Source organism: Acinetobacter sp. Q186-3 (assembly GCF_013420655.1).
In the GTDB taxonomy this organism is placed as follows: domain Bacteria; phylum Pseudomonadota; class Gammaproteobacteria; order Pseudomonadales; family Moraxellaceae; genus Acinetobacter; species Acinetobacter indicus.
Genome location: NZ_VOXS01000005.1, coordinates 23,862 through 45,041, shown reverse-complemented (window position 1 = coordinate 45,041; position 21,180 = coordinate 23,862). Strand labels below are relative to the sequence as shown.

The 21,180-nt window shown below is 45.5% G+C and carries 20 protein-coding genes and 1 other RNA gene; 7 read left to right on the top strand and 14 right to left on the bottom strand.

The annotated features are described in order from the left end of the window. Positions 1 to 149 precede the first annotated feature (149 nt). The 3 genes from dnaQ (at position 150) to nudC (ending at position 4,173) form a co-directional block, all read left to right on the top strand. A complete protein-coding gene (gene dnaQ / locus FTT64_RS06010; protein WP_005179215.1) occupies positions 150 to 1,637 on the top strand; it encodes a DNA polymerase III subunit epsilon in 1,488 nt (495 codons plus the stop codon). 125 nt (positions 1,638 to 1,762) lie between these two features. After that, complete coding sequence (locus FTT64_RS06005; protein ID WP_005179216.1) at positions 1,763 to 3,406, top strand: hypothetical protein; 1,644 nt, start codon at positions 1,763 to 1,765, stop codon at positions 3,404 to 3,406. Continuing rightward, positions 3,406 to 4,173: an NAD(+) diphosphatase gene (nudC, locus tag FTT64_RS06000; RefSeq protein WP_180182181.1), complete on the top strand. Its 768-nt coding sequence runs from the start codon at positions 3,406 to 3,408 to the stop codon at positions 4,171 to 4,173. Before FTT64_RS06005 ends, nudC begins: the two co-directional genes overlap by 1 nt. Before the next feature lie 11 nt (positions 4,174 to 4,184). On the opposite strand, the gene FTT64_RS05995 is transcribed toward nudC, so the two are convergent. The 4 genes from FTT64_RS05995 to FTT64_RS05980 form a co-directional block, all read right to left on the bottom strand. Beyond that, the gene (locus FTT64_RS05995) at positions 4,185 to 5,069 is read right to left on the bottom strand and encodes an alpha/beta hydrolase (RefSeq protein ID WP_104470026.1); all 885 of its coding nucleotides are present in this window, start codon (positions 5,067 to 5,069) and stop codon (positions 4,185 to 4,187) included. Further along, the gene (locus tag FTT64_RS05990; protein ID WP_180182182.1) at positions 5,059 to 5,742 is read right to left on the bottom strand and encodes a BON domain-containing protein; all 684 of its coding nucleotides are present in this window, start codon (positions 5,740 to 5,742) and stop codon (positions 5,059 to 5,061) included. The genes FTT64_RS05995 and FTT64_RS05990 overlap by 11 nt, the downstream gene beginning before the upstream one ends. Positions 5,743 to 5,803: 61 nt before the next feature. Next, positions 5,804 to 6,226, bottom strand: a complete 423-nt coding sequence (locus FTT64_RS05985) for a YraN family protein (protein WP_180182183.1) — start codon at positions 6,224 to 6,226, stop codon at positions 5,804 to 5,806. Further along, positions 6,227 to 7,195, bottom strand: a complete 969-nt coding sequence (locus tag FTT64_RS05980; RefSeq protein ID WP_005179226.1) for a penicillin-binding protein activator — start codon at positions 7,193 to 7,195, stop codon at positions 6,227 to 6,229. It lies immediately after the preceding gene. An 11-nt stretch (positions 7,196 to 7,206) separates the two neighbouring features. Between FTT64_RS05980 and rsmI the strand changes: the two genes are divergently transcribed. Then, positions 7,207 to 8,052 (top strand): 16S rRNA (cytidine(1402)-2'-O)-methyltransferase, encoded by an 846-nt coding sequence (gene rsmI, locus FTT64_RS05975; protein WP_005179227.1) that lies wholly within the window; start codon positions 7,207 to 7,209, stop codon positions 8,050 to 8,052. Between the two features lie 53 nt (positions 8,053 to 8,105). Here rsmI and FTT64_RS05970 read toward each other — a convergent pair whose 3' ends face one another. From FTT64_RS05970 to FTT64_RS05950, 5 genes are all read right to left on the bottom strand, one after another. Next, on the bottom strand, positions 8,106 to 8,354 hold the full coding sequence (locus tag FTT64_RS05970) for a hypothetical protein (RefSeq protein ID WP_005179228.1): 249 nt from the start codon (positions 8,352 to 8,354) through the stop codon (positions 8,106 to 8,108). 176 nt (positions 8,355 to 8,530) lie between these two features. After that, entirely contained in the window at positions 8,531 to 9,772 is a 1,242-nt protein-coding gene (locus tag FTT64_RS05965; RefSeq protein WP_180182184.1) for an FAD-dependent monooxygenase, read from the bottom strand. Then, entirely contained in the window at positions 9,769 to 10,977 is a 1,209-nt protein-coding gene (ubiH, locus tag FTT64_RS05960; RefSeq protein ID WP_180182185.1) for a 2-octaprenyl-6-methoxyphenyl hydroxylase, read from the bottom strand. Before ubiH ends, FTT64_RS05965 begins: the two co-directional genes overlap by 4 nt. 798 nt (positions 10,978 to 11,775) lie before the next feature. Beyond that, positions 11,776 to 13,104, bottom strand: coding sequence for a Xaa-Pro aminopeptidase (gene pepP / locus FTT64_RS05955; RefSeq protein WP_180182186.1), 1,329 nt, complete (start codon positions 13,102 to 13,104; stop codon positions 11,776 to 11,778). Between the two features lie 47 nt (positions 13,105 to 13,151). Next, a complete protein-coding gene (locus FTT64_RS05950; protein WP_127798882.1) occupies positions 13,152 to 13,781 on the bottom strand; it encodes a UPF0149 family protein in 630 nt (209 codons plus the stop codon). 64 nt (positions 13,782 to 13,845) lie between these two features. Between FTT64_RS05950 and FTT64_RS05945 the strand changes: the two genes are divergently transcribed. The 3 genes from FTT64_RS05945 (at position 13,846) to ssrS (ending at position 14,968) form a co-directional block, all read left to right on the top strand. Then, positions 13,846 to 14,397, top strand: coding sequence for a hypothetical protein (locus FTT64_RS05945; RefSeq protein WP_005179239.1), 552 nt, complete (start codon positions 13,846 to 13,848; stop codon positions 14,395 to 14,397). A gap of 2 nt (positions 14,398 to 14,399) precedes the next feature. After that, on the top strand, positions 14,400 to 14,687 hold the full coding sequence (locus tag FTT64_RS05940; RefSeq protein ID WP_005179243.1) for a cell division protein ZapA: 288 nt from the start codon (positions 14,400 to 14,402) through the stop codon (positions 14,685 to 14,687). Positions 14,688 to 14,784: 97 nt separating this feature from the next. Next, positions 14,785 to 14,968, top strand: a non-coding RNA gene (ssrS, locus tag FTT64_RS05935) — 6S RNA. 209 nt (positions 14,969 to 15,177) lie between these two features. Here the strand turns inward: ssrS and FTT64_RS05930 are convergent. The 5 genes from FTT64_RS05930 to lldR all read right to left on the bottom strand — a co-directional run bounded on the left by FTT64_RS05930 (position 15,178) and on the right by lldR (position 21,160). Continuing rightward, the gene (locus tag FTT64_RS05930; protein WP_227554612.1) at positions 15,178 to 16,434 is read right to left on the bottom strand and encodes a diguanylate cyclase; all 1,257 of its coding nucleotides are present in this window, start codon (positions 16,432 to 16,434) and stop codon (positions 15,178 to 15,180) included. Positions 16,435 to 16,505: 71 nt separating this feature from the next. After that, a complete protein-coding gene (locus FTT64_RS05925) occupies positions 16,506 to 17,405 on the bottom strand; it encodes a LysR family transcriptional regulator (protein WP_180182187.1) in 900 nt (299 codons plus the stop codon). Between the two features lie 48 nt (positions 17,406 to 17,453). After that, positions 17,454 to 19,169, bottom strand: coding sequence for a D-lactate dehydrogenase (dld, locus tag FTT64_RS05920; protein WP_180182188.1), 1,716 nt, complete (start codon positions 19,167 to 19,169; stop codon positions 17,454 to 17,456). A 90-nt stretch (positions 19,170 to 19,259) separates the two neighbouring features. Next, entirely contained in the window at positions 19,260 to 20,414 is a 1,155-nt protein-coding gene (lldD, locus tag FTT64_RS05915; protein ID WP_180182189.1) for an FMN-dependent L-lactate dehydrogenase LldD, read from the bottom strand. Further along, positions 20,411 to 21,160: a transcriptional regulator LldR gene (gene lldR / locus FTT64_RS05910; protein ID WP_005179260.1), complete on the bottom strand. Its 750-nt coding sequence runs from the start codon at positions 21,158 to 21,160 to the stop codon at positions 20,411 to 20,413. The genes lldD and lldR overlap by 4 nt, the downstream gene beginning before the upstream one ends. Positions 21,161 to 21,180: the final 20 nt, after the last annotated feature.

The window sequence follows — 21,180 nt, the reverse complement described above, 5'->3', positions numbered from 1 at the left end:
CATCACTACGACACAAGGTTTTACTCTAGCGCGATTCTAATATAAATGTTACAAGAAATTAAAAAATTGACGTCTTCGGCGTTTCTGATCTGCAATTGCGTTATACAATAGCGGCTCGGTTTTTATTTGGCTCTTTTTGGATCTGGCTTATGTCTCAAACAATCACACTATATGTGGATGGTGCTTGTCGTGGAAACCCTGGCTTGGGCGGTTGGGGTGCATATGTCATTACAGAAACCCAGCAGCACAAACTCTATGGCGGGGAACTGGAAACCACCAACAACCGTATGGAGCTGACGGCAGCCATTGAAGGCATTCAGTTCTGCCCGGCAGAGGCCAAACTGATTCTCTGGACCGATTCCAACTATGTCAAACGCGGCATGACCGAATGGATTGCCGGCTGGAAAAAGAAAAACTGGAAAGATGTGAAAAATCCGGACCTATGGCAAAAACTGGATGCCATCTGTCAGGGTCGTGAAATTGAATGGCACTGGATTAAAGGTCACGCTGGCCATGCTGGCAATGAAATGGCCGATCAGCTGGCCAACAAAGGGGCCGATCTGGTATTTGCACAGCAGGTCAAAGTGACGCCGGTACAAATCATTACTGAAGATAAAAGCGCTGAGTCTGAAGTCATCCCGCCGGGCACGGCTAAAAAAAAAGCAGAATCTGACTGGTTGCTCGACGACCCTTTTGGCTTCGATCTAGACGATAGCCAACTAGACGTTGAAGTCGAAGAAGAACTGCTAATGGTGCAGGAGGATCATCTCAGTCTGACCCAGCACAGCATTACCGTGACGCAAACCCTCAGTCAAAATGACAGCCCGAATCAGAACGAAGTCCTGATCCAAGATGAAACCCAGAACCAGAGTGCAACAGCGCCAGCAAACACGTCATCGCATCCCCATATTGTGATTACCCCGGCCACGGTTCAGGCTTATGGTCCACGCCAGCTGATTCTGGATACGGAAACCACCGGTTTTTATTATCAGGATGGTGACCGGATTATTGAAGTCGGCGCGATTGAAATGGTCAACCGCAAACTGACCGGCAGCTCGATTCATATTTATATCAACCCGGAAAAACCGGTCGGTGAATCGGAAGTGGTGCACGGTATTTCGGATGAGTTTTTAAAAGACAAGCCGAAGTATGCCGAAATTGCTGCAGTGCTGTATGACTATTTAAAAGGCGCGGAAATTATTGCGCATAACGCCACCTTCGATATGAACTTCCTGGATATGGAGTTTAACCGCTGTGGTCTAGGCGATTTATCGGCGGTGTGTGAAGTCACCGATACCCTGGTAATGGCCAAAAACAAGCATCCGGGACAAAAGAACTCGCTCGATGCCTTAGTGAAGCGTTATGAAATTCCGGCGCGTGACCGTACCTTCCACGGCGCCTTGCTCGATGCTGAAATTTTGGCCGATGTCTATCTAGCCATGACCGGTGGCCAGGTATCCTTTGATATGGATGCCCTGTCAGCTCATCATGAAGAACAAAGCGGTGAATCGGGTCGTCGCAGCATTGAAGTGGAATTGCCGGTGATTCTGCCTTCCGCCGCAGAGCTGGAAGCACATGAGAATTGGGTCAAACAATTTGAAGAAAAGCATGGACAGCCCTGCTTTTTTGCCAAATAAAAAACCGACGATTGTAATTTTTTGTATTTAATCTGTTCCTAGTTCAGTTATAGTTAAGATAAACAGGTCTGCTGTTTTTGCAGCAGGCCCATAAACAGATAAAACACTAGGAAAGGTGCAGATACATGTCTTACCAAACCTCTATTCATTTTGATCCGACTGCGTTACTGATAATAAAAAATGAGGTTGATAATTCAATCAAATTGGTGGAATCCGCAGTCAGCACCTTGGCAGAAGATCAGACTTTACCTTTCGGGATTGATGATGCCCTTAACCAGTTTGAGCAATGTGCCCAGGTACTGGCCCTGATTGATATGTCGAGCCTGGCAAAAATTGCCCAATATTCAGCAGAATTAATGCGCAAGATTATGGGGAATCCGGCGCAAATTAAAACTGAAGACGTGATTGCCTTAAGTGAAGGCACCACCATGCTCAAGCGCTACATCGAATTTATTTGTCTGCGCGAAGTTAAAATTCCACAGTTCCTGCTCGATACCTTAAACCGTCTGGAACGTGCCTTGGGTAAACCACTCACCCAGGAAGGCCAGCATATTGAATCTCTGCTGGACTGTATTCACCCGGAATTCAAATTGCCACAAGCACCCGGTCTGGAAAAATCAGGCTATGTGCATCAGCTGTATAAACTGTCACTGTACAAACTGCTGAAGCAGGAAGAATCCGAGCTGGATCTGCAAGCCATGAAACTGGTCGGCACCTATTTAGCCGGTCTATCCGCCCAGCATCCAAGCCAACAATACTGGAATCTGGTCTATGTGGCGTTAAACCAGATTGATAACCTGCTGCTGAATGAACCACGTTTACGCACCTTAATCAGTATTGAACTGAATATGCGTCAATACTTTGCCGCACCAGACAGCTTCCAGGCCCAGTTAAGTGATCTGGCCAACATCCTGAGCCTGTGCATTAGCCAGGAAGATCAGGTGGCCCAGCACATCCGCGAACAGCTGAATATTGGTGAAGACCTGCTGACTGACACCCAGTTACAGGTCTTCAGCCGTCATCTGTATGGTCCGGATTTTGAAACCATGCAGACCATCAGTGCTCTGGCGACCAGCGAAATGGCGCAGATTCGCAATGACATCGAATACAACTACCAGAACATGACCCCTGAAAAAACCCAGGAGTTGCAAGCCAAGCTCAAAGATCTGGCCAACATCTTTAAAGTACTGAACCTGAATGAAGCCCACCGTGATCTGCTGGTTCAGGCCGACGCCTTGAGTCAGGCCGAAGTGCTCAAAGAAGAAAGCTTTGCCCAGCAGCTGATGAACACCATTTTATCAGCGATGAACTCGATTGGGGTGCTGGAGCGTCATCATACCTCTAGCCGTTTACAGCTGCGCGTTAACAACATGCACATTTCGCTGGACCGTTTAGATGAAGCGCATGAAGTATTGCTGAGCGAAACCAAAACCTTAATTGATCTGGCTCAGCAGATTCTGGTGCAGCACGTTCAGGATCAGGATGTGCGTTTATTGGAAAACACCTGTACCCAGCTGCGTGAAGTGGCCGGTGCCCTGCTGTTCCTGAATGAAGAAAAAGGCCAGCAGGCGCTGCTGACTGCCGCTGACTTTATCTATCGTAAATGCGAAGCCGGTGAAACGCTCAGTAGTGACGAGCTGAATGCCGTGTTAGACACCTTGGCCGGTGCCGACATGCTGATTGACAATTTAAAAAACAAACAGCCTGTTTTACAGTCGATGTTTGATGTAGCATTGGCAAGTAGCGAAAAACTGAAAGCTGTAGCCTAATGTCTGAACTCTCACTTGCCTATATTTTTCACCAACAGCAACTGCTGGTCGATGAACAGTTTCAACTGCCCCGAGTTGAAAAATTAGCAAGTGACCTGTCTACGGGCAATCAGGTGATTGCCCGCGACTTACTCCCCGATGAGCCCATTCCTGAAGGCTATCAATTATTGCCAATTCGCCAGCTGTTACAGTTCTGGAACAGTGCCGAATTTGAACAGGCCAGCCGTGCAATCCAGTTGCTAGAATGGCGTCGTAATCACCGTTTTTGCAGCCACTGCGGCCATCCAACCGAAGCGCATGCCACCGAATATGCCATGGTTTGCCCGGTCTGCCATTATCGCCAATATCCACGTGTACAACCCTGTGTCATTACCGTCATTACCCGCGGTGAAGATGAAATTCTGCTGGCCAAAAATGCGCGAAACACCACCAATATGTATGGCCTGATTGCCGGTTTTGTTGAGGTGGGAGAAACCTTGGAAGAAGCGGTACGCCGTGAAACCGCGGAAGAAGTCGGTATCCAGCTAAAGAATATTCAGTATCTGGCCAGTCAGCCCTGGCCTTTTCCAAGCAACCTGATGATTGCCTTTAAAGCCGAATATGCCGGTGGTGAACTGCAGTTACAGGAAGAAGAAATCAGCGATGCGCAATTCTTTAAATTTGATCAACTGCCGAATATTCCGTTCAAAGGCAGTATTGCCCATGCCATGATCAAACACGTGACCGAAGGCTCTGCCGTCGCCGACGACAGCAAAGCCTGGCTCTAAAGAGACACTACTCAGGAATTTAGCGTTTCTTCCAGCGCCTGCATAATCGTGTGCTTGGTCTTGAAATAACGGCTAAACAGACTCGATACCGAGCCCATAATACTGACATGCCCGGTGCGTGAAATGGTGATCAGCTGACTATGATTGCCATGCTTGTTTAGCACATGATCAAAATCAACCGCATTACTCAAATGCACAATCTGGTCATTCTCAGCCACCAGCAAATAGTGACGAATGTGATTACTTTCCACAAAGTAATACGGCATCACATCATGATAAGGAATGGTCTGATCAAATGCATCGGCACAAAGCGGATCATCTTTATAGTCAAAATGATAGGGACCAGCCAAGCCAATCGCAGCCCGAATATTGTCTCGGCAGTTCAGCGCATAAGGCTGCGGATGATACAGCACCGACATGATATTAAACGCACCGGCCGAGTGCCCCATTAGGATAATCTGATCAGTGTTAATCCTTAACTCTGCCTGCTGATCATGCAGATAGTTCAGTGCCAAAGTCAGGTCATCAATATAGACCGGAAAAATATTCTGCGGCGCCAGTTGATAATTAATGACGGCAACATCAAAACCTTGTTGGGCAAAAGCTTCGCCAACAAAGCGATAATCTTTTTTATCACCCCGTGACCAGGCACCACCATGGACAAAAACAATTAACGGCTGCTGGGGACGTGGCTGGGCAGTCCGGTACAAATCCAGCTGATGGCGTTCATTCGCTCCATAAGCCAGATCGTTCTCTACCGTATAGCCCTGTCGTGGAGTCAAACGGTTCAGGGCATAACTGCCAAAATCATACAGGCGGAATTCCTGATATACACTTTTGGCCTGAACCAGACGATATTGCAGCTGCGTTTTAAACTGGAACAACTTAGAGCGCATTCGTTGGCTCGATCTGGTCCGGATCAATGGCGAGCGGGGTTTGTACATCCGGCTGTACATTCATCATCGGGCTGGCAAAACCAGAAGATGTGGCCTGTGAGGCTTCAATATTGTCAATTAAGGTCACAATTTTGGTGACATTACCAACCTGCTGTAACACCTGATTTAAATCGGCGATTTCCGCATTATTCAAACGGCCCATCACATACAGCACGCCATCTTCGGTGTGAATTCGCACTTTACTGTCAGAAACCACCGGCGCTTTCATAATCAGGCCACGGGTATTGGCGGTCACGGTGGTGTCCTGCATGATGGTGCTATAACCAATCTGGTTGCCCACGGTAATATAGTTGTGTACGGTTTTGACATCACTCATGGCGCGTACATTGTCTTCCGCCAACTGCTTCAGATGTGCATCTGGCACCTGACCGGTCAGCAATACATTGCCGTGGAAACTTTCAATATTAACGCGTGACTGTTTAAAACGGGCATCCAGCTTATATAAATTAATTTTTGCTGTACGTTCAATGGAGTTATCAATAAAGACCTGGCCAAGTGAGCGTGCGCCACTTTCCGTTCCTACAGGTGCAGAACCCGTACCACTGGAAATAAAACTTGCACAGCCGGATAGACTTGCCACACACAGCACTGTGATTGCGATACGATTTAACACTCAGCAAGACTCCTCATTACTTATTCATTTCTGTTTTCAAGCATCTTTGCTTCAATTCTCTTCAAAGATTAATGAACTCTGAATCAAAAGTAAAAGCATTTTCAATCCATTGCAGATCATACGTGAAATTGGAAAAATCTTGCTGTACTGTTTTTGCAATTTGTTCAGTAAAATCAAAACAAATCACATCAAATCGACAATAAAAATCCTGTAATTGTGCAGAATTGCTCAAATAGGTCAGCGCAGTTTTAATCAGCTTTTGCTGCTTGGAGATGGAAACCACCTCCACCGCCCGGCCATAATCGCTAAAAGATCGTGCCTTTACCTCCACAAAGACTAATTGCTGATCCTGCCGGGCAATCAGGTCGATTTCACCATAACGGCAATGGTAATTGGCCGCCAGAATATGATAGCCCTGCTGCTCTAATAATACTGCGGCCTGCTGCTCAGCCCACTGCCCCAAACGCGCGCGCTGACTGACCATTTACAGGATCTGCATCAGCTGTTTCTGCTGCACATAGCATTTTGGAATACGCTGAATCTGGTTGTCCTGAATCCGGATTAAACCGGTTCGCCCTTCAAACTCGATGCGGTTTAATTGTGGCTGTTTCAGATAATAATTGGCGATCTGCCAGGCATCTCCACCAAAGGCCACCAGCCGCTGAAAAGAAAAGTGTTCCGCCTTGGCCGCCTGAATTCCGGCCTGTACATCTGCCCATCGGGACTGATATAAAGCCGGCGCATCACAAAACTGCAGGCCTTGCGGTAACTGCTGCTGTGACTCGACGGCATTGGCCAGACTGTATAAGCGCTTTTTGGGCAACCTGTTCTGGCGATTGATCCAGCCATTTGAACCCAGCAATAACACCCCTTGCTGACGTTTCAGCCATCTCGGCAGACTGTCCACCACTTCCACCGGATAGTCCAGCTGCGACACCAAAGACATCAATAACAGTTCGTGTTCAGCTTCGGTGCCGGGTTCACGCAGAATATACAAATGATTGATCTGATCTTTCTGGAACAGCTGCTTTAAGGTCTGCGCATCATCTTTTTTTGACAGGCTAAACTGTAGCACCCGTGGATGCTGCTGGATCACCTCGTTTAAGGCCAGTGTACGCACTTTGGGCCGCAGCGCAATTAACTGCTCAACATCGGCACGTGCCAAAGGTCCAATCACCACCCGGGTTCTAGCATTAACATGCTGACGTAACAAAGGTCCAATTTTGCGCTGCTCGGAATTAATCAATTTAACCGGCATCTTCTCACCCGATGCCTGATAAGCGTGCATAAAACCCTGCTGAATACTGAAACCGGCTCGCGCCATAGGACCCGATTCAGGTAGAATGACCAGAATCTCGGCCTGGGCGACTGAAAGTCCTGCGCCCAACAGCGCCGTGGTGATAATTGCTTTTTGAAGCTGTCTTTTATTGTTATTAATAATTTGCCTAAACATGGAGAAACCTAATGAGTGCTCAGTTATTTGTTGTAGCCACCCCAATTGGGCACTTAGACGACATGACCTATCGGGCGATTGATGTTCTAAAGTCTGTAAACATTATTGCGGCAGAGGATACACGGACCTCTGCTCAATTATTAAAGCACTATAATATATCAACTCCGTTAACGGCGTGCCATGAACACAATGAAAGTAACAAAATTGATATATTGGTTCAGCGCCTGCTGAACGGCGAAAATATGGCCCTGATTAGTGATGCCGGTACCCCGCTAATTAGCGACCCCGGTTTTAAACTGGTCCGCGCCGCCCAAGAACATAATATCCGGGTGATTCCAGTTCCGGGAGCCTGTGCCGCAATTGCAGCGCTCAGTGCGGTTGGTTTACCGAGTGACCGCTTTAGCTTTGAAGGCTTTTTACCGTCAAAACAGTCACAGCGTATCTTGAGTCTGGAAAAACTTAAAGACCAGACTGCGACCCTGATTTTTTATGAAGCGCCACACCGGATTCTGGACAGCGTTAAAGATATGGCCAGTATTTTTGGCGCCGAGCGCCCGGTCGGTTTTGCCCGTGAAATTACCAAAACCTTTGAAACCATCAAGAAGATGACGCTGGGTGAGCTGGTCAGTTTTATTGAAGCTGATCATCATCAGCAAAAAGGTGAAATTGTACTGGTGGTGGGTGGTGCAACCGCGGAAAAAGATCTGGAGCAGGAAAAGCTGGATCAGCTGCTCACCCGACTATTGCAGGATTTATCGGTGAAAGCCGCGTCACAGCTGGCCGCCGATTTAACCGGGATCAAGAAAAAAGTGGCCTATCAGCGTGCGCTGGAACTGAACCAGAACAATGATGACTGATTCTGGCTGTTGATTCGCAATAAAAAAAGCATCACCGGAGTGATGCTTTTTTCTTATTGGCGTGCAGCCTCATCTGGTGGGACTTCAGTAATTTTTCCCCCACGTGCCAAGAAGGCCGCAATTTCATCTTCTAACGCTTGGCGTTGCTTCTGTTTAGCGGTTACGGTTAAGGTTTCTGCTTCCGCCACATCACCATCGTTTACGGCATCTTCGCTGTCCAGTGCACCTTTTTCAGCCGCTTTTGCCTCATCGTCATCGACGGTGGTATCTTCTACATCATCATAATCGTTCATATCCGTCATTTTAATCTCCCCGCAAATGACCTCAATTGAGTCCTGGTGAACGTTGTCATGCAATTAGGAAGAAATTTATCAATCTCTGCGCCTTTCGCCTAGAGGTAAAGACAAAAAAATCGTGTCTTTTTTAACCAAATTCGTAATCATGTATTAATGAATGTTTAAAAAATAACTATTTCTAGCTAGACCGCATACCGCGTGTCTTTCAGCAGATGCAAACCATTGGCCTGCGCCATAAAAGCATCCTTTAACACCGGCAGCTGTTCAACCTGCTTCAAGCCAAAATTACGTCCCCAGACCAGCGGGAATAACTGGGTGGTTTCCAGCCAGCCTATTGCAGACATGCTGTGCATCATTGCATCATTTTGACCTTTACGACGATGCTCATAACGCTTCAAGGTCTGCTCATGCGCCCAGACCCCACGTGCCCGGTCATGCAGCAGAACATCACACAAGACTGCGGCATCCAGACAGCCAATATTGACGCCCTGCCCGGCCAGTGGATGAATCACATGCGCCGCATCGCCAATGAGTGCCAGTCCCGGCTCGACATAGTGCTGCGCAGCACGGGCTTTTAAAGGGAAACGGGCACGTGGTGTAGCTTCCAGTACTTGACCCAACATATGATGGCTTTCACGGGTCAACAGCTGGGTAAATTCCTGATCGGATAACGCGGCATATTCTTCTGCATAATCCTCTGGTAGCGTCCAGACAATAGATTGCCAATGGCCATCCTGTTCAGGCTTGAGGCTGCTCATTGGCAGGTATGCCAGTGGACCGGTTTCCAGAAAAATCTGACGCGCCACATGCTGATGCGGCTGGACAGTTCGAATAGCACAACTGATGCCTGCCTGCTGATAATCCAGCACATCCAGATCAATAAAGGCCTGTTCGCGGACAAAGGAATTGGCCCCATCTGCGCCAATTAACAGTTTGGTGCTGAGCTTCGTACCATCGGCCAGGAAAATATGCCAGACACCAATCCCCTGCTCAATCCGGGTGACTTTGACCTGCGTGCGATAATCCTGAATCTGCGTCAGCATGGTTTGCTGAATGGCCAGATTTAAAATACTCGGCTCCACCATCGAACCCAGCGCCTGGTCCACTCCGGGTGTTTTTTCTGCCGGCTGACCAAAATTGATTTCGCCATAGCCATTTTTATTCCAGACCTGCATGCCAGTATAAGGCTGCTGACGCGCCAGTTTGTCCCAAACACCCACATTTTTTAGCAGATGGATGGTGGCCTGACTTAAAGCCAGTACGCGCGGATTGGCCATACTTAAGGTTTTTTCTGCATCCAGAATTGGGGCGGCATCCAGCACCGTGGCTTGCACTCCACCTTGGGCCAGTAATAATGCGGTTAAGCCACCGACCAAACCACCACCCACAATAACGGCGTCTAATACGTGTGCTGTCTGGTTCATGCTTTTAATCCCATGGCATAGTTGGCAACAAGTGGTTTAATTCCCGGAATGGTATCAAAGGCAATCAGACCGGTATTTCTGAGCAGTTTCAGCACCGGATTCTGGTTACTAAAGCCACGCACCACGCTGTCACAGAATTTGATCACGCGCTGCTGATCGGTCAGACGGGATTTTTCATAATCTTGCAGCATGGCGGCATCGCCCAAATCGGCCTGTTGAGCCAGCTGTTCTTTTAAATAACGCACCAACACATAAGCATCGCGCATACACAGGTTAAAGCCCTGTCCAGCCACCGGGTGAATAGTATGTGCCGCATTGCCCATCAGTACTACTCGGCCCACAGCCTGTTTTTCTGCCAGCACCTGCGAAAGCGGGAAGCTAAAACGGCGCCCGGTTTTCTGGAATTTTCCAGCCCGATCGCCATAAGTCTGCTGCAAGGCATTAAGGAAATGCTGGTCATTGTCTTCCCCCACCCATTCATGTTCCGTGCCTTTTTTCACCGGCCAGACCACCGAACGACGATATTCGCCCGGCAAAGGCAATAACGCCAGCGGACCTAAAGGACTGAAACGCTCAAAACCGACATGATTGTGTGGTTTAGAGGTTTGTACGGTGGTTACAATGGCGACCTGATCATAATCATGTTCATCCACCCCAATGCCTAGGGCTTTACGGCAGAATGAATCGCGGCCATCGGCAGCAATCACCAGTTTGGATTGCAGTTTTAAGACTTCACTTCCACGCTGCGCTTCCAGATAAGCCAGATCTGTATCTTGGGTCAGGGAAGTGACTTTTACCCCATCAATCAGTTCAATTAAAGGTTCAGCGCGCACCTGAGTCAATAACACCCGGCCTAACCAGGCATTTTCAATCACCTGTCCAAAACTTTCGACTTTTTCCTGTTCGGCTTGCAGACGCGCTTTCCCCAAACTGCCCTGCTCGGTAATGTGCACTTCCAGAATCGGGACAGCATGTTCCTGCAAGGCATCCCATAGGCCCAGTTCCTGATAAATCTGTACGCTACGACGCGACAGCGCACTGTTTCGTGCATCAAAACTGGAGTGATACGGGGCAAGATTGGCATCATCATAATTCGGGTATTGAATTGCTTCGAGCAGTTTGACCGCAATATTGGCTTTGGCCAACATGAGCGCCAAACTCAGCCCCACCATACCGCCGCCCACGATGATGACTTCTTGTTGCATGCTTGAATCCTTATTTGTGGTATCTCAAAAGTTTAGATACATCTTAATCATGATTGATTTTATATTACATCAAGGGATTGGATTTTTATAATGATTCGTGTGGATGGCTGGAATTTCTGAGCTTCAGCGCTTGCGTGTTCTGACCATAAATCCCGTTTAAAAGATGTTATTCCATAAGATGACACTGGAATGGTATGCAATATAACATCTATACAAAGCCTGGAGCGCTAGACTTAAGCTGAGCAAGCGACAGCCCTAACGTAGATAAAATAAATTAAAGAATTCGTATCAGCTGTATGCTATTCATTGTAGAAAATTTAAAACATGAAGAAATTAGAACTTATCTTTTTAGTCGTTTTAATCTTGGTTCTGTTGTGGGGCATACAATGGATGTTTCATGACTTTCCGGCCGCACGTTAAGTCTTCTATTATTCAATCTAAAAGCTATACTATAATTTCTTAAAATAATTAGAATGTTAGGATAATAAATGGATCATACTGAACGTTTTATTACAGCATTTTACTACGCTGTCGCCGGGATTTTTTTGGGGCTAGGGTTAGCAATTTTTTCCTCCCTCTATCTCAGCCTTACAATAAGCTCAGCCCATATTGTAATTTTTACAGTCATTTGCTGTTTTGTTTTAGGCTATGTATTTCCTCATAGCGTTGGCAATATTTTTAAATGGGTTTGGCATATTTTCGTTCATTAGTCTGGATGTCTATCTCTATTTAATCCATTAACGCTAATTCAAAATCAAAAAAGCCGATCTTCTGACCGGCTTTTGAGCTGTACGGCTTTTATTTGGTCGCAGCCATCAACGCTTCAATCTCGTCTACAGTTTTCACTACTTTCGCAGTTAAGTTCAGTGGTCCATTTTTGGTCGCGACAATATCATCTTCAATCCGGATGCCAATGCCACGCCATTTTGGATCTACCGTTTCATCATCCGGGGCAATGTATAGACCCGGCTCAACCGTAACCACCATACCGGCTTCATAAGCACGCCATTCGCCATCAACCTTATAAGTTCCGACATCATGCACATCCATGCCCAGCCAGTGGCCTGTGCCATGCATATAGAACTGACGATAGCTTTCTGACGCAATAATCTCGTCCAGATCACCCTGCATAATGCCTAAATCAAGCAGGCCCTGCACCAGAATACGTACCGCCACATGGTGTGGTTCTTTATAGGAGTTGCCAATCTGTACGGCATTAATTGCTGCAATCTGGGCATCTAGTACAAGGTTATATAGCGCTTTTTGCTCTGGGCTGAATTTACCATTCACCGGAAAGGTTCGGGTAATATCCGAAGCATAGAACTGATATTCACAGGCGGCATCAATTAGCACCAAATCGCCATCTTTCAGTTCTTTGTCATTTTCTACATAGTGTAGAATGCAGGCATTTTCACCGCCGCCAACAATACTGTTATAAGATGGAACACAGCCATTTCGGCCAAACACATAATTCAGTTCGGCTTCCAGCGCATATTCCATCATGCCGGGGCGTACCGTTTGCATGGCCCGGGTATGCGCTTCGGCAGAAATATCTGCCGCAATTTGCATCAGTTCCAGCTCTTTGGTGTCTTTGTGCAAACGCATTTCATCGACCAGACGGTCGAGCTGCACCACCTGCGCTGGTGCCGAGGTGCCACGGCGGCTTTCGCCATTGGCAGCTGCAATCCATTTGGCCACCCGCGCATCAAATTCGGCATTCTGTCCAATACGGTAAAAGAGCTGGTTTTTATCCAGCAGTTTTTCCAGAATTTCTTCATCGAGCAGGTCAATGGCATAGGCTTCATCGGCCTCATACTGTTCAATGGCGCCATCAATACCAGCACGATAGCCATTCCAGATTTCCATCTCCCGGTTACGTTCGCGGCAAAACAGGCTATAGGTATAGCCTTCATCTATAGATTCATAGGTTTCAATGACCGCGACCGCTTCAGGTTCTGCAAAGCCGGTCAAGTAGAAGAAACTGCTGTCCGTTCGATATTTATAGTCAGCATCCCGGTTACGCATGGCCACCGGACTGGTGGCAATAATGGCAATACTGTGTGGTCCCATCAGTTCAGCCAGACGGTCACGACGTTCTTTAAATTCTACCTGGGTCAGTTTCTTCATTAATTTTTCTTCGCAGCCTAAATAAAGGGAGGATGGTATCGCCCGAATCAGCTCGGACGATGTGGGGTAAACATTTCAACAATACTGCCACTTTCTGGCGCAGCCACCTGACGTGACTTGGCATGTACGTTTTGTAACAAAGAACTTTCATCAACCGCTATTTTCTTGCGGCCAACCGACAGGCTGACCGGAATCAGGCGGACAAATTCATATAATTCCTGATAGCTTTCTTCGCCTTCTTCGTCATTGTCCGAGTCTTCAAACTCGACTGCTGCCACATCTTGCAGATGTTCAATCAGCTCCAGCTCATCGCTGCGGATATGTCCGGACGCCAGGCCAAAGCCCAGTACCACGCCGGCACACCAGTCAGCCAGGGCCTGTACCCGCTCTTGTAATACGTGTTCATCATCCGGTAACAGGGGCAGATAATCCAGTTCATCTTCAGATAAAGCATGCGCTACATCTTCCGCTTCACCGGTTAAAATATCCAGCGCTTCCGGGCTGAGTTCGGGCACATTCAGGGTTGCCAGAATCTGTTGCCACTCGGCTTCAGTTGGTGCATTTGTCACACAAACTATACCGGTCAGTAAACCATGTAACTCACTTGGACTTGAAATTTCTTCAATCATAGAAAAATTGCGGTACCATTCGGACCAACCTGAAATATCGTCTTGCATTCGCTTATCCAATCTCTATACTTCGTATATATTACCTTTGTTTGCAAGACTGTGCGACCACGATATGTTAGAAGAATTACAGCGTCTACAGGCGCATATTGGTGTTTTAAAAACACGACTTGCGCATTATGAGAGTGAAACTCAATCTTTAGCTGAAGCCAAGCAACAGGCTGAAGAGCAGCATCATGCACAAATTGTGCAAAGAAATGGGGTGATTACCCAAAAGCAAGAAGAAATTGAGTCTTTAAGTGAACAGCTCAGCACCAGTCAGGCCCAATTTCAGCAGTTAAATCAGGATGCGACCGCATTGGCGGACCGTTATAGCCGTCTGGAAAAAAGCTGCACCGATCTCAAAAACCGCTTTCAGGAATTGCTGGCCGAACGTAACGAGCTACGCGTCATTAAAGAAAAACTGCAGAATGAACAGCGTCAGACTTTGCAGAATGTGCAATCTTTGCAGCAAGAACGTGAGCGTTTATTGCAGAAGAATGAGCATGCCAAAGCCAAAGTCGAGGCAATTATTCAGCGTCTGGCCATTTTAGGAACTGCACAAGACCAGAATGCCCAGGAAATTCAGCAATTGGCCCATCCAACTGATGTCAGCGAGGAAGCTTAAGCATGAGTGAACAAATTCCTGTAGATTTACGTGTTTTAGGACACAGTTTCAAGCTGGCCACGACTCTTGAAAAACGGGCGGATCTGGAACGTGCAGCAGAATTACTGAATGAAAAATATGATGAATTCCGTCGTAAAGCACCACGCATGGAACCAAGCAAGCTGATTATTATGGTGGCCTTAGAGCTGATGCAGGAAGTGCTGTCAATGAACAAGTCCCTGCAGGAATATGCCCATTGTGAACGCTTGCTGGCCACAATTCTGGAAGAAGTCGAAACACTGACCGAATAAGGCTTTGACTTGCATAAAGCCTGTGCAAATGACACTTAAATTTACAGTTCTGTAGGCCGATAGGTTTGCGTCTAAAGCTGAATCCTTTATACTGAGTCTAACTCTGAGGTGTTCGCCAGCAGGTCTATTCCCCTGCCGATACTTAAACTTATGGATTGCGTTCTGTATATTTAGAGTGCATGCCCACCCTGAGTGGGAAGCCCAGCAAGTATACGTCGCGTCCACCTTGAACTCATCGGGTTCAGGGTAACGACACATGCAGCGGCACCGTCGGAGGGTTTAGCTGATTTATCCTCTATTCAGTCCTCAGAATTTCTATATTTCCTCTTTTTTATAAGTAATGATTCTCTCGCTCTAATCTTTTAAAGCTTCCAACTAACCGTTAAGCCCTCTTGTAGATACAACCCATCTTAAAAGAACGCCATCCCGAATTAAATCAGTAAGATCGATTTGATTAACATCTTCACAAGATTGCAGTTCAGCAAAATTTTTAAGCAGACGACTTGACTGTAGAACGGATGCAATTCCGCCCACTATGTTTTGCTTCATAAAGTTTATTATCTGCAATTTTTAGTACTGCAGCCACATCGACGGCATCTTTTGGCCAGAACGCGATGCCAATAGAAATCGTGATTTGTCCCATCTGGTTAATCTGGTTGTCTTGCATGGTTAGTCTGAGTCGTTCAGCGGCTTTATGTGCTACAAGCGGATCTGCCGTGGTCATCAGTACCAAAAATTCTTCGCCACCACTACGACAGCAAATATCATGTTCCCTAAAATTAGTTTGCATTATTTGCGCGAGCGTTTTAAGTACCACATCACCCTGATCATGCCCGTACTGATCATTAATTTTCTTAAAAAAATCAATATCAATGGCTAATACTGCAAATTTGGTACGAGTCTCTAGCAGTTCATTTAAAAATAATTGCATACCACGACGGTTGTATAAACCTGTCAATGGGTCCGTATTGACATGATGTTTTAACTCCGCAATCCGATGACTAAAGGTTTCCGAACTCATTAATAATGAGGTTCTAAACTTTAAAACCTCGAAATACCATGGATCAACTTCTTTAATTTTATTTTCAATGTCCGCATGATTAAGCATACTTGCCATACGAGCTAAGCGGTTCAAAGGTGAAGAAATAAAGCTTGAGATATACCAAATCAATAAAAAAATAAAAAAGTAGAAAATGAAGATTCCAATCGATACTTTTAAAATCAAGGTATTGGCTTGTGCAAGTAAATCCTCTGTCGGTTGTTGAGAAACCACAATCCAATTTACACTTGGAATATGTGCAAAACCTGCCAAATTATCTATACCTAAACTATTTTTTAAACGGATTGAGCCATTTTTATGCTGATTAATAAAGTCTAAACCCGTATTGTTGATAATTTTTTCACCGATGCGATTTTTATCTGGATGGAAAATAATACGGTTATGTTGATCAATCACATACATATAACTTTTTTTATAGTCATATTGCGTATTCAGCATTGTATTTAATAAATTTTTCCGTTGTAAATAAATCGAACCACTGATCATCCCTAAATAATTATCTTTGCCATTATAAATAGGCTGAGACATCATGACCAAAAGATTGTTTTTTACAGACCAGTAGGGTTTAGAAATATAAGTTTTCTTTTTTTCAGTTGACTCTACTATACCCAATGAATTATAAGCTTGACCAAAATTAAAATTCAAACTGCTGGGTGAAAATGCAAAAACATGCCTATTTTCACCCACAATTAGATTGATGATTGATGATTGATGATTGATGATTTAAAAACAACTTATAAAAAATCTAACACCATTAATTAAGGATGCTGGCTAAACAAATCAAAAATCACTTTTCTTAACCACTGATGACTGGTTTGGTGATGACAAGACGTATGCCAATACTGTCTTACAGGATAAGTTGGAAAATTCAACGGCGCACTTACTACTTGTAAATTCCCACGTGCCAACAATACCTCACTTAAATAATAAGGCACGGTCGCAATCATATCGGTTTCTTGCACAATTAAACCAACGCCTAAATAACTCGGAATACTCATTAAAATATTACGTCTTAAACCACGATTGCTTAATTCATTTTCAATATGGTAGTGACCTATACTAGTATCCACATCGACATGCGATTCACGAATATAAGCTTCAACATCTAAACTTTTTTCACAAATACGTGGATGATCTTTACGACTAATCACCACATAATATTGTAAAAATAATTGCTGCTGATAAAACCCCTGTTCTAATTCGGGTAAAAATCCAATCGCAAAATCAATTTCTCCATTTGCCATTTGATAACTGGTTTCACGGCTAATAGGACGAATGTTAATCCGTACCGAAGGCGCGTAATTTTTTAAAAACTTTGTCAGCTTTGGCAATAAAACCAAATGCGAAACATCGGTCATTGCCAAGGTAAATAATTGATCGGAATGGGTCGGATCAAAATCGACTTTAAAGTTATTAACCGTTTCAATTTTATTAAGAATTTCACTAATCGGTGAAAAAATCTGTTTCGCCAACTCTGTTGGCAACATTTCATTGCCCACCCTTAAAAATAATGGGTCATTAAAATGCTGACGAATCTTATTTAAACAGTTACTAACCGCAGGCTGACTCATGCCCAACGCATCTGCGGCAGCAGACACATTTTTTAATTTATACACATAATAAAAAATCTGTAGCAGTCTGCTGTCTAACTTAAACATATCCATCTATCCTTAGAATCAGTTTCACTGCTCAGTTTTCATCTATATTTAACGCCAAGCTTTTAATTTTGAGCTATGTCCAATGCCCACATTAAAACAATTGGTCGGGTCCAATTTTTTATAGTGCTGCTTCAGGGCAGGCTTCGCCACATATAAATGCCCAACATTATGTTCTGCAGGATACTCTGCCCCACGTGCATCAAGCAATGACCACATTTGATGTTCCATTGCCAACGGATCTAGACCTTTTTTAATAATATAGTCCTGATGAAAGACATGACATAAAAAATGACCATAATACAACTTATGTATAATCGCCTGCTCCAACTCTGCAGGCAAGGTTTCAACCCATTGCTGATCATTACGTCTTAACGCAATATCTAAAGCGACAATGTCTTCCACTTCATTTCGATGTGTATCACGATAACGGATTGCAGCACCTGCCACAGCAAAGCGATGCAAAAAAGCCTTACGTCCTTCATCTTCATTACATAGAAAAAAACTGCCGGAACTGCGCGTGATAAAATAATCCAGTAAAAACTGCTGTACTGCCGCAACATCTTGCTGCTCAATCCGCAAAATTAAATGATGCTCATACAAATCACGAAATTGGTTCATGCGTTCAGGTAAATGATTTGGCAGCAGTTTCGTGAACATTTGCAAAATTCTATCTGACAAGCCACGCATGCCCCAACGGGTCAGAAAACCATCAACTTTGTCTTTCATGGCAAAAGCGGCAGGTACTTTACTGGTACCAAATTTCTCAATAAACAAGAAACTGTCTTTGCCGTATTCTGCACCAATGTCATAAGCATCTCGATGAATATACTCGCCTGCAATCGGTATACGCGGCAAACCACGCAATAAAAAACGGCGGATTGTGGTTAAATCATCCTGCTGATTGCTCCCGATATAAAACACCTGACTCGGAATTTTCTCAAACGTATCCAAACGCACCGCAAACACACAAACTTTACCTGCCGAACCCGAAGCTTCAAACAAACGACTCGGGTCTGCATTGAAACGTGCAGGAGTATCGGCATCGACTTGGGCAACATCATGCACATAACGCTGATCTGAAGCACAGCAATGTTCTGAATATTCAATATCTTCAGGGCGATATTGTTGTTGCTCAAGTTTGGTTAAAATTTCTTCTGGCGAGCTTCCTAAATTCACCCCCAGATGATTGATGAGTTGCAACTCGCCCAGTTCATCGACTTGTGCATATAAGGCCAACTCAGTATAGGCAGGGCCACGTCTGACCAATGCACCACCTGAATTATTACATACCCCGCCCAACACCGAAGCACCAATACAAGATGAACCAATGACTGAGTGTGGCTCACGCTGATGTGGCGCCAATTGTTGTTCCAAAGCATCTAGCGTTGCACCAGGCAAGCAAATCACTTGCTTGGCATCGTTGATGAGCTGAATACCTTTTAAACGTTGGGTGTTGATCAAAATTACAGGACGATCATAGTCATCACCAAAAGGGGTAGAACCACCCGTGAGTCCTGTATTGGCGGCTTGCATGATAATAATACAATCTGACGCCACTGCCACTTGTAACACTTGCCACTGCTGCAACAAAGAACCTGGTGTGACCACCGCAAAAACCTGTCCTTCGCCAAAACGTCGCCCTTGACGATATAAACGAGTATCTGATTCATGGGTCAATACATGCGCTTTTCCCACAATATCGACTAGGTTTTTGAGGGTTGCTGCAGCATCAAATTGTGTTGCAGAAGAAATTGTCTGTGACATGGTGTGCAAGTCCTGAAACAAGGTGAAAAATACAATTGAGCGATTCAGCCAAACACATCGGTTGATGGATTGATCGCTCCTGCTAGCCATTTAGCCTTTCAGTTCACGCTCAAGTTGTACCAAGCAATTTGAGTTAATCGCTTGAATGTTTTTAGCACCCGTTAAGGTCATTGCGACGCGCATTTCCTTATCAATCAATTCGAGTAAATTACTCACACCCGCCCCGCCTGCTGCACCTAGTGCGTAAATAAAAGCACGTCCGAGCATACAAGTATCCGCACCCATCGCCAACATGCGCACCACATCTAGGCCATTACGAATACCTGAGTCCACTAGAATTTTTAGATCTCCTTTCACCGCATCAGCAATTGGTGGTAAAGCACGTGCAGTCGAGAGCACACCATCTAACTGACGACCACCGTGGTTGGACACCACAATTCCGTCAGCCCCAAAACGAACAGCATCCTTAGCATCTTCTGGGTCTAAAATGCCTTTAATGACCATTGGACCATCCCAGAATTCACGAATCCACTCCAAGTCTTTCCATGAAATAGATGGGTCAAAATTATTGCCTAACCAGCCAATATAATCTTCAAGTCCTGTTGGTTTGCCTAAGTATTTAGAGATATTGCCCAAGTCATGCGGACGACCCAGTAAACCCACATCCCATGCCCAGTTTGGATGCATCACTGCCTGCATATAGCGGCGCATAGCAGCATTTGGACCACTCATGCCCGAATGTGCATCCCGATAACGTGCGCCAGGCACAGGCATATCTACTGTAAAGACCAAAGTTGAACAGCCTGCTGCTTTGGCACGCTCCAAAGCATTGCGCATAAAACCACGGTCACGCAATACATATAACTGAAACCACATTGGGCGTGAAATGGCAGGTACCACTTCTTCAATTGGACACACCGACACTGTAGATAATGTAAACGGAATACCCTTTTTGTCTGCTGCTACCGCAGCCTGTACTTCACCACGGCGCGCATACATGCCTGTTAAACCGACTGGCGCCAAAGCCACAGGCATCGACAAAGTTTCATTAAATAACGTGGTTTCTAAACTTAAAGCCGACATGTCATTTAATACACGTTGGCGCAAGGCAATTTGTGAAAGGTCTTCTACATTTCTTTTTAGCGTTTGTTCCGCATACGCACCTCCATCTATATAGTGAAATAAAAATGGCGGTAAACGGCGTTTAGCTGCTTCGCGGTAATCATTCGCAGAAGAAATAATCATGGCGCTATCCTGTTTAATCGACTCGCACGCTGACGACGCGCATCTTCCTCGTCTATCATGCGTACTTGTTGAACTACAAATTCAATATGTCCACACACTGCCGCACGGGCAGCTTCTGGATCCTGACGTTCAATTGCATCCATCACTTGAAAATGCTGATCATGCAACTGATCGAAACGGTGGGCTTCGGTATAAACTTTACGTCGACCCAAAACCACGTTGTATTGCAACAAATCAAATAAGCCGCGCATCATTTGAATAAGCACCAAATTGTGCGATGCCTCGGCAATTGCCAAATGAAACTTGGCATCGGCAATTGCCGCCTGATCATCATCACCCAAAATTTGAAAATGGGCGATTTGCTCATAACAAGCACGGATTTTTTTCAAATCCTCAGCGGTTGCCCGCTGTGCGGCATACCATGCCGTACCACCTTCAAGCACCATTCGTGCTTCCTGCACATCAAAACGATAAGCAGGATCTTCATCAATCAGGTTACTTAAAGGCTGCACAATTTGATATTGCGACCAATTGGTTGGCAGCTGTTGCAAAAAAGTACCCGCTCCAACTTTGCTGACCAGCATGCCCTGACTGGTCAATTGCTGAATAGCCTCACGCAAAGAGGAACGGGAAACCCCGAGTTGTTCACACAACTTTCTTTCGGCAGGCAATCGGTCTCCGACTTGCATCTGATTTTTTTCAACCAGTGTGCGCAGGTCTTGAACAACTTTGTCGGAAACTTTCATGCGGCTATCCTCTTGTGCAT

Excerpts from the sequence above, each read along its gene's own strand:
- FTT64_RS05925 (WP_180182187.1), bottom strand. The coding sequence starts at position 17,405 with ATGTTTAAGTTAGACAGCAGACTGCTACAGATTTTTTATTATGTGTAT.
- FTT64_RS06005 (WP_005179216.1), top strand. The coding sequence starts at position 1,763 with ATGTCTTACCAAACCTCTATTCATTTTGATCCGACTGCGTTACTGATA.
- lldD (WP_180182189.1), bottom strand. The coding sequence starts at position 20,414 with ATGATTATTTCTTCTGCGAATGATTACCGCGAAGCAGCTAAACGCCGT.
- FTT64_RS05995 (WP_104470026.1), bottom strand. The coding sequence starts at position 5,069 with ATGCGCTCTAAGTTGTTCCAGTTTAAAACGCAGCTGCAATATCGTCTG.
- nudC (WP_180182181.1), top strand. The coding sequence starts at position 3,406 with ATGTCTGAACTCTCACTTGCCTATATTTTTCACCAACAGCAACTGCTG.
- ubiH (WP_180182185.1), bottom strand. The coding sequence starts at position 10,977 with ATGCAACAAGAAGTCATCATCGTGGGCGGCGGTATGGTGGGGCTGAGT.
- FTT64_RS05945 (WP_005179239.1), top strand. The coding sequence starts at position 13,846 with ATGTTAGAAGAATTACAGCGTCTACAGGCGCATATTGGTGTTTTAAAA.
- lldR (WP_005179260.1), bottom strand. The coding sequence starts at position 21,160 with ATGAAAGTTTCCGACAAAGTTGTTCAAGACCTGCGCACACTGGTTGAA.
- FTT64_RS05970 (WP_005179228.1), bottom strand. The coding sequence starts at position 8,354 with ATGACGGATATGAACGATTATGATGATGTAGAAGATACCACCGTCGAT.
- pepP (WP_180182186.1), bottom strand. The coding sequence starts at position 13,104 with ATGAAGAAACTGACCCAGGTAGAATTTAAAGAACGTCGTGACCGTCTG.
- FTT64_RS05965 (WP_180182184.1), bottom strand. The coding sequence starts at position 9,772 with ATGAACCAGACAGCACACGTATTAGACGCCGTTATTGTGGGTGGTGGT.
- FTT64_RS05980 (WP_005179226.1), bottom strand. The coding sequence starts at position 7,195 with ATGTTTAGGCAAATTATTAATAACAATAAAAGACAGCTTCAAAAAGCA.
- FTT64_RS05940 (WP_005179243.1), top strand. The coding sequence starts at position 14,400 with ATGAGTGAACAAATTCCTGTAGATTTACGTGTTTTAGGACACAGTTTC.
- rsmI (WP_005179227.1), top strand. The coding sequence starts at position 7,207 with ATGAGTGCTCAGTTATTTGTTGTAGCCACCCCAATTGGGCACTTAGAC.
- dnaQ (WP_005179215.1), top strand. The coding sequence starts at position 150 with ATGTCTCAAACAATCACACTATATGTGGATGGTGCTTGTCGTGGAAAC.
- dld (WP_180182188.1), bottom strand. The coding sequence starts at position 19,169 with ATGTCACAGACAATTTCTTCTGCAACACAATTTGATGCTGCAGCAACC.
- FTT64_RS05950 (WP_127798882.1), bottom strand. The coding sequence starts at position 13,781 with ATGCAAGACGATATTTCAGGTTGGTCCGAATGGTACCGCAATTTTTCT.
- FTT64_RS05985 (WP_180182183.1), bottom strand. The coding sequence starts at position 6,226 with ATGGTCAGTCAGCGCGCGCGTTTGGGGCAGTGGGCTGAGCAGCAGGCC.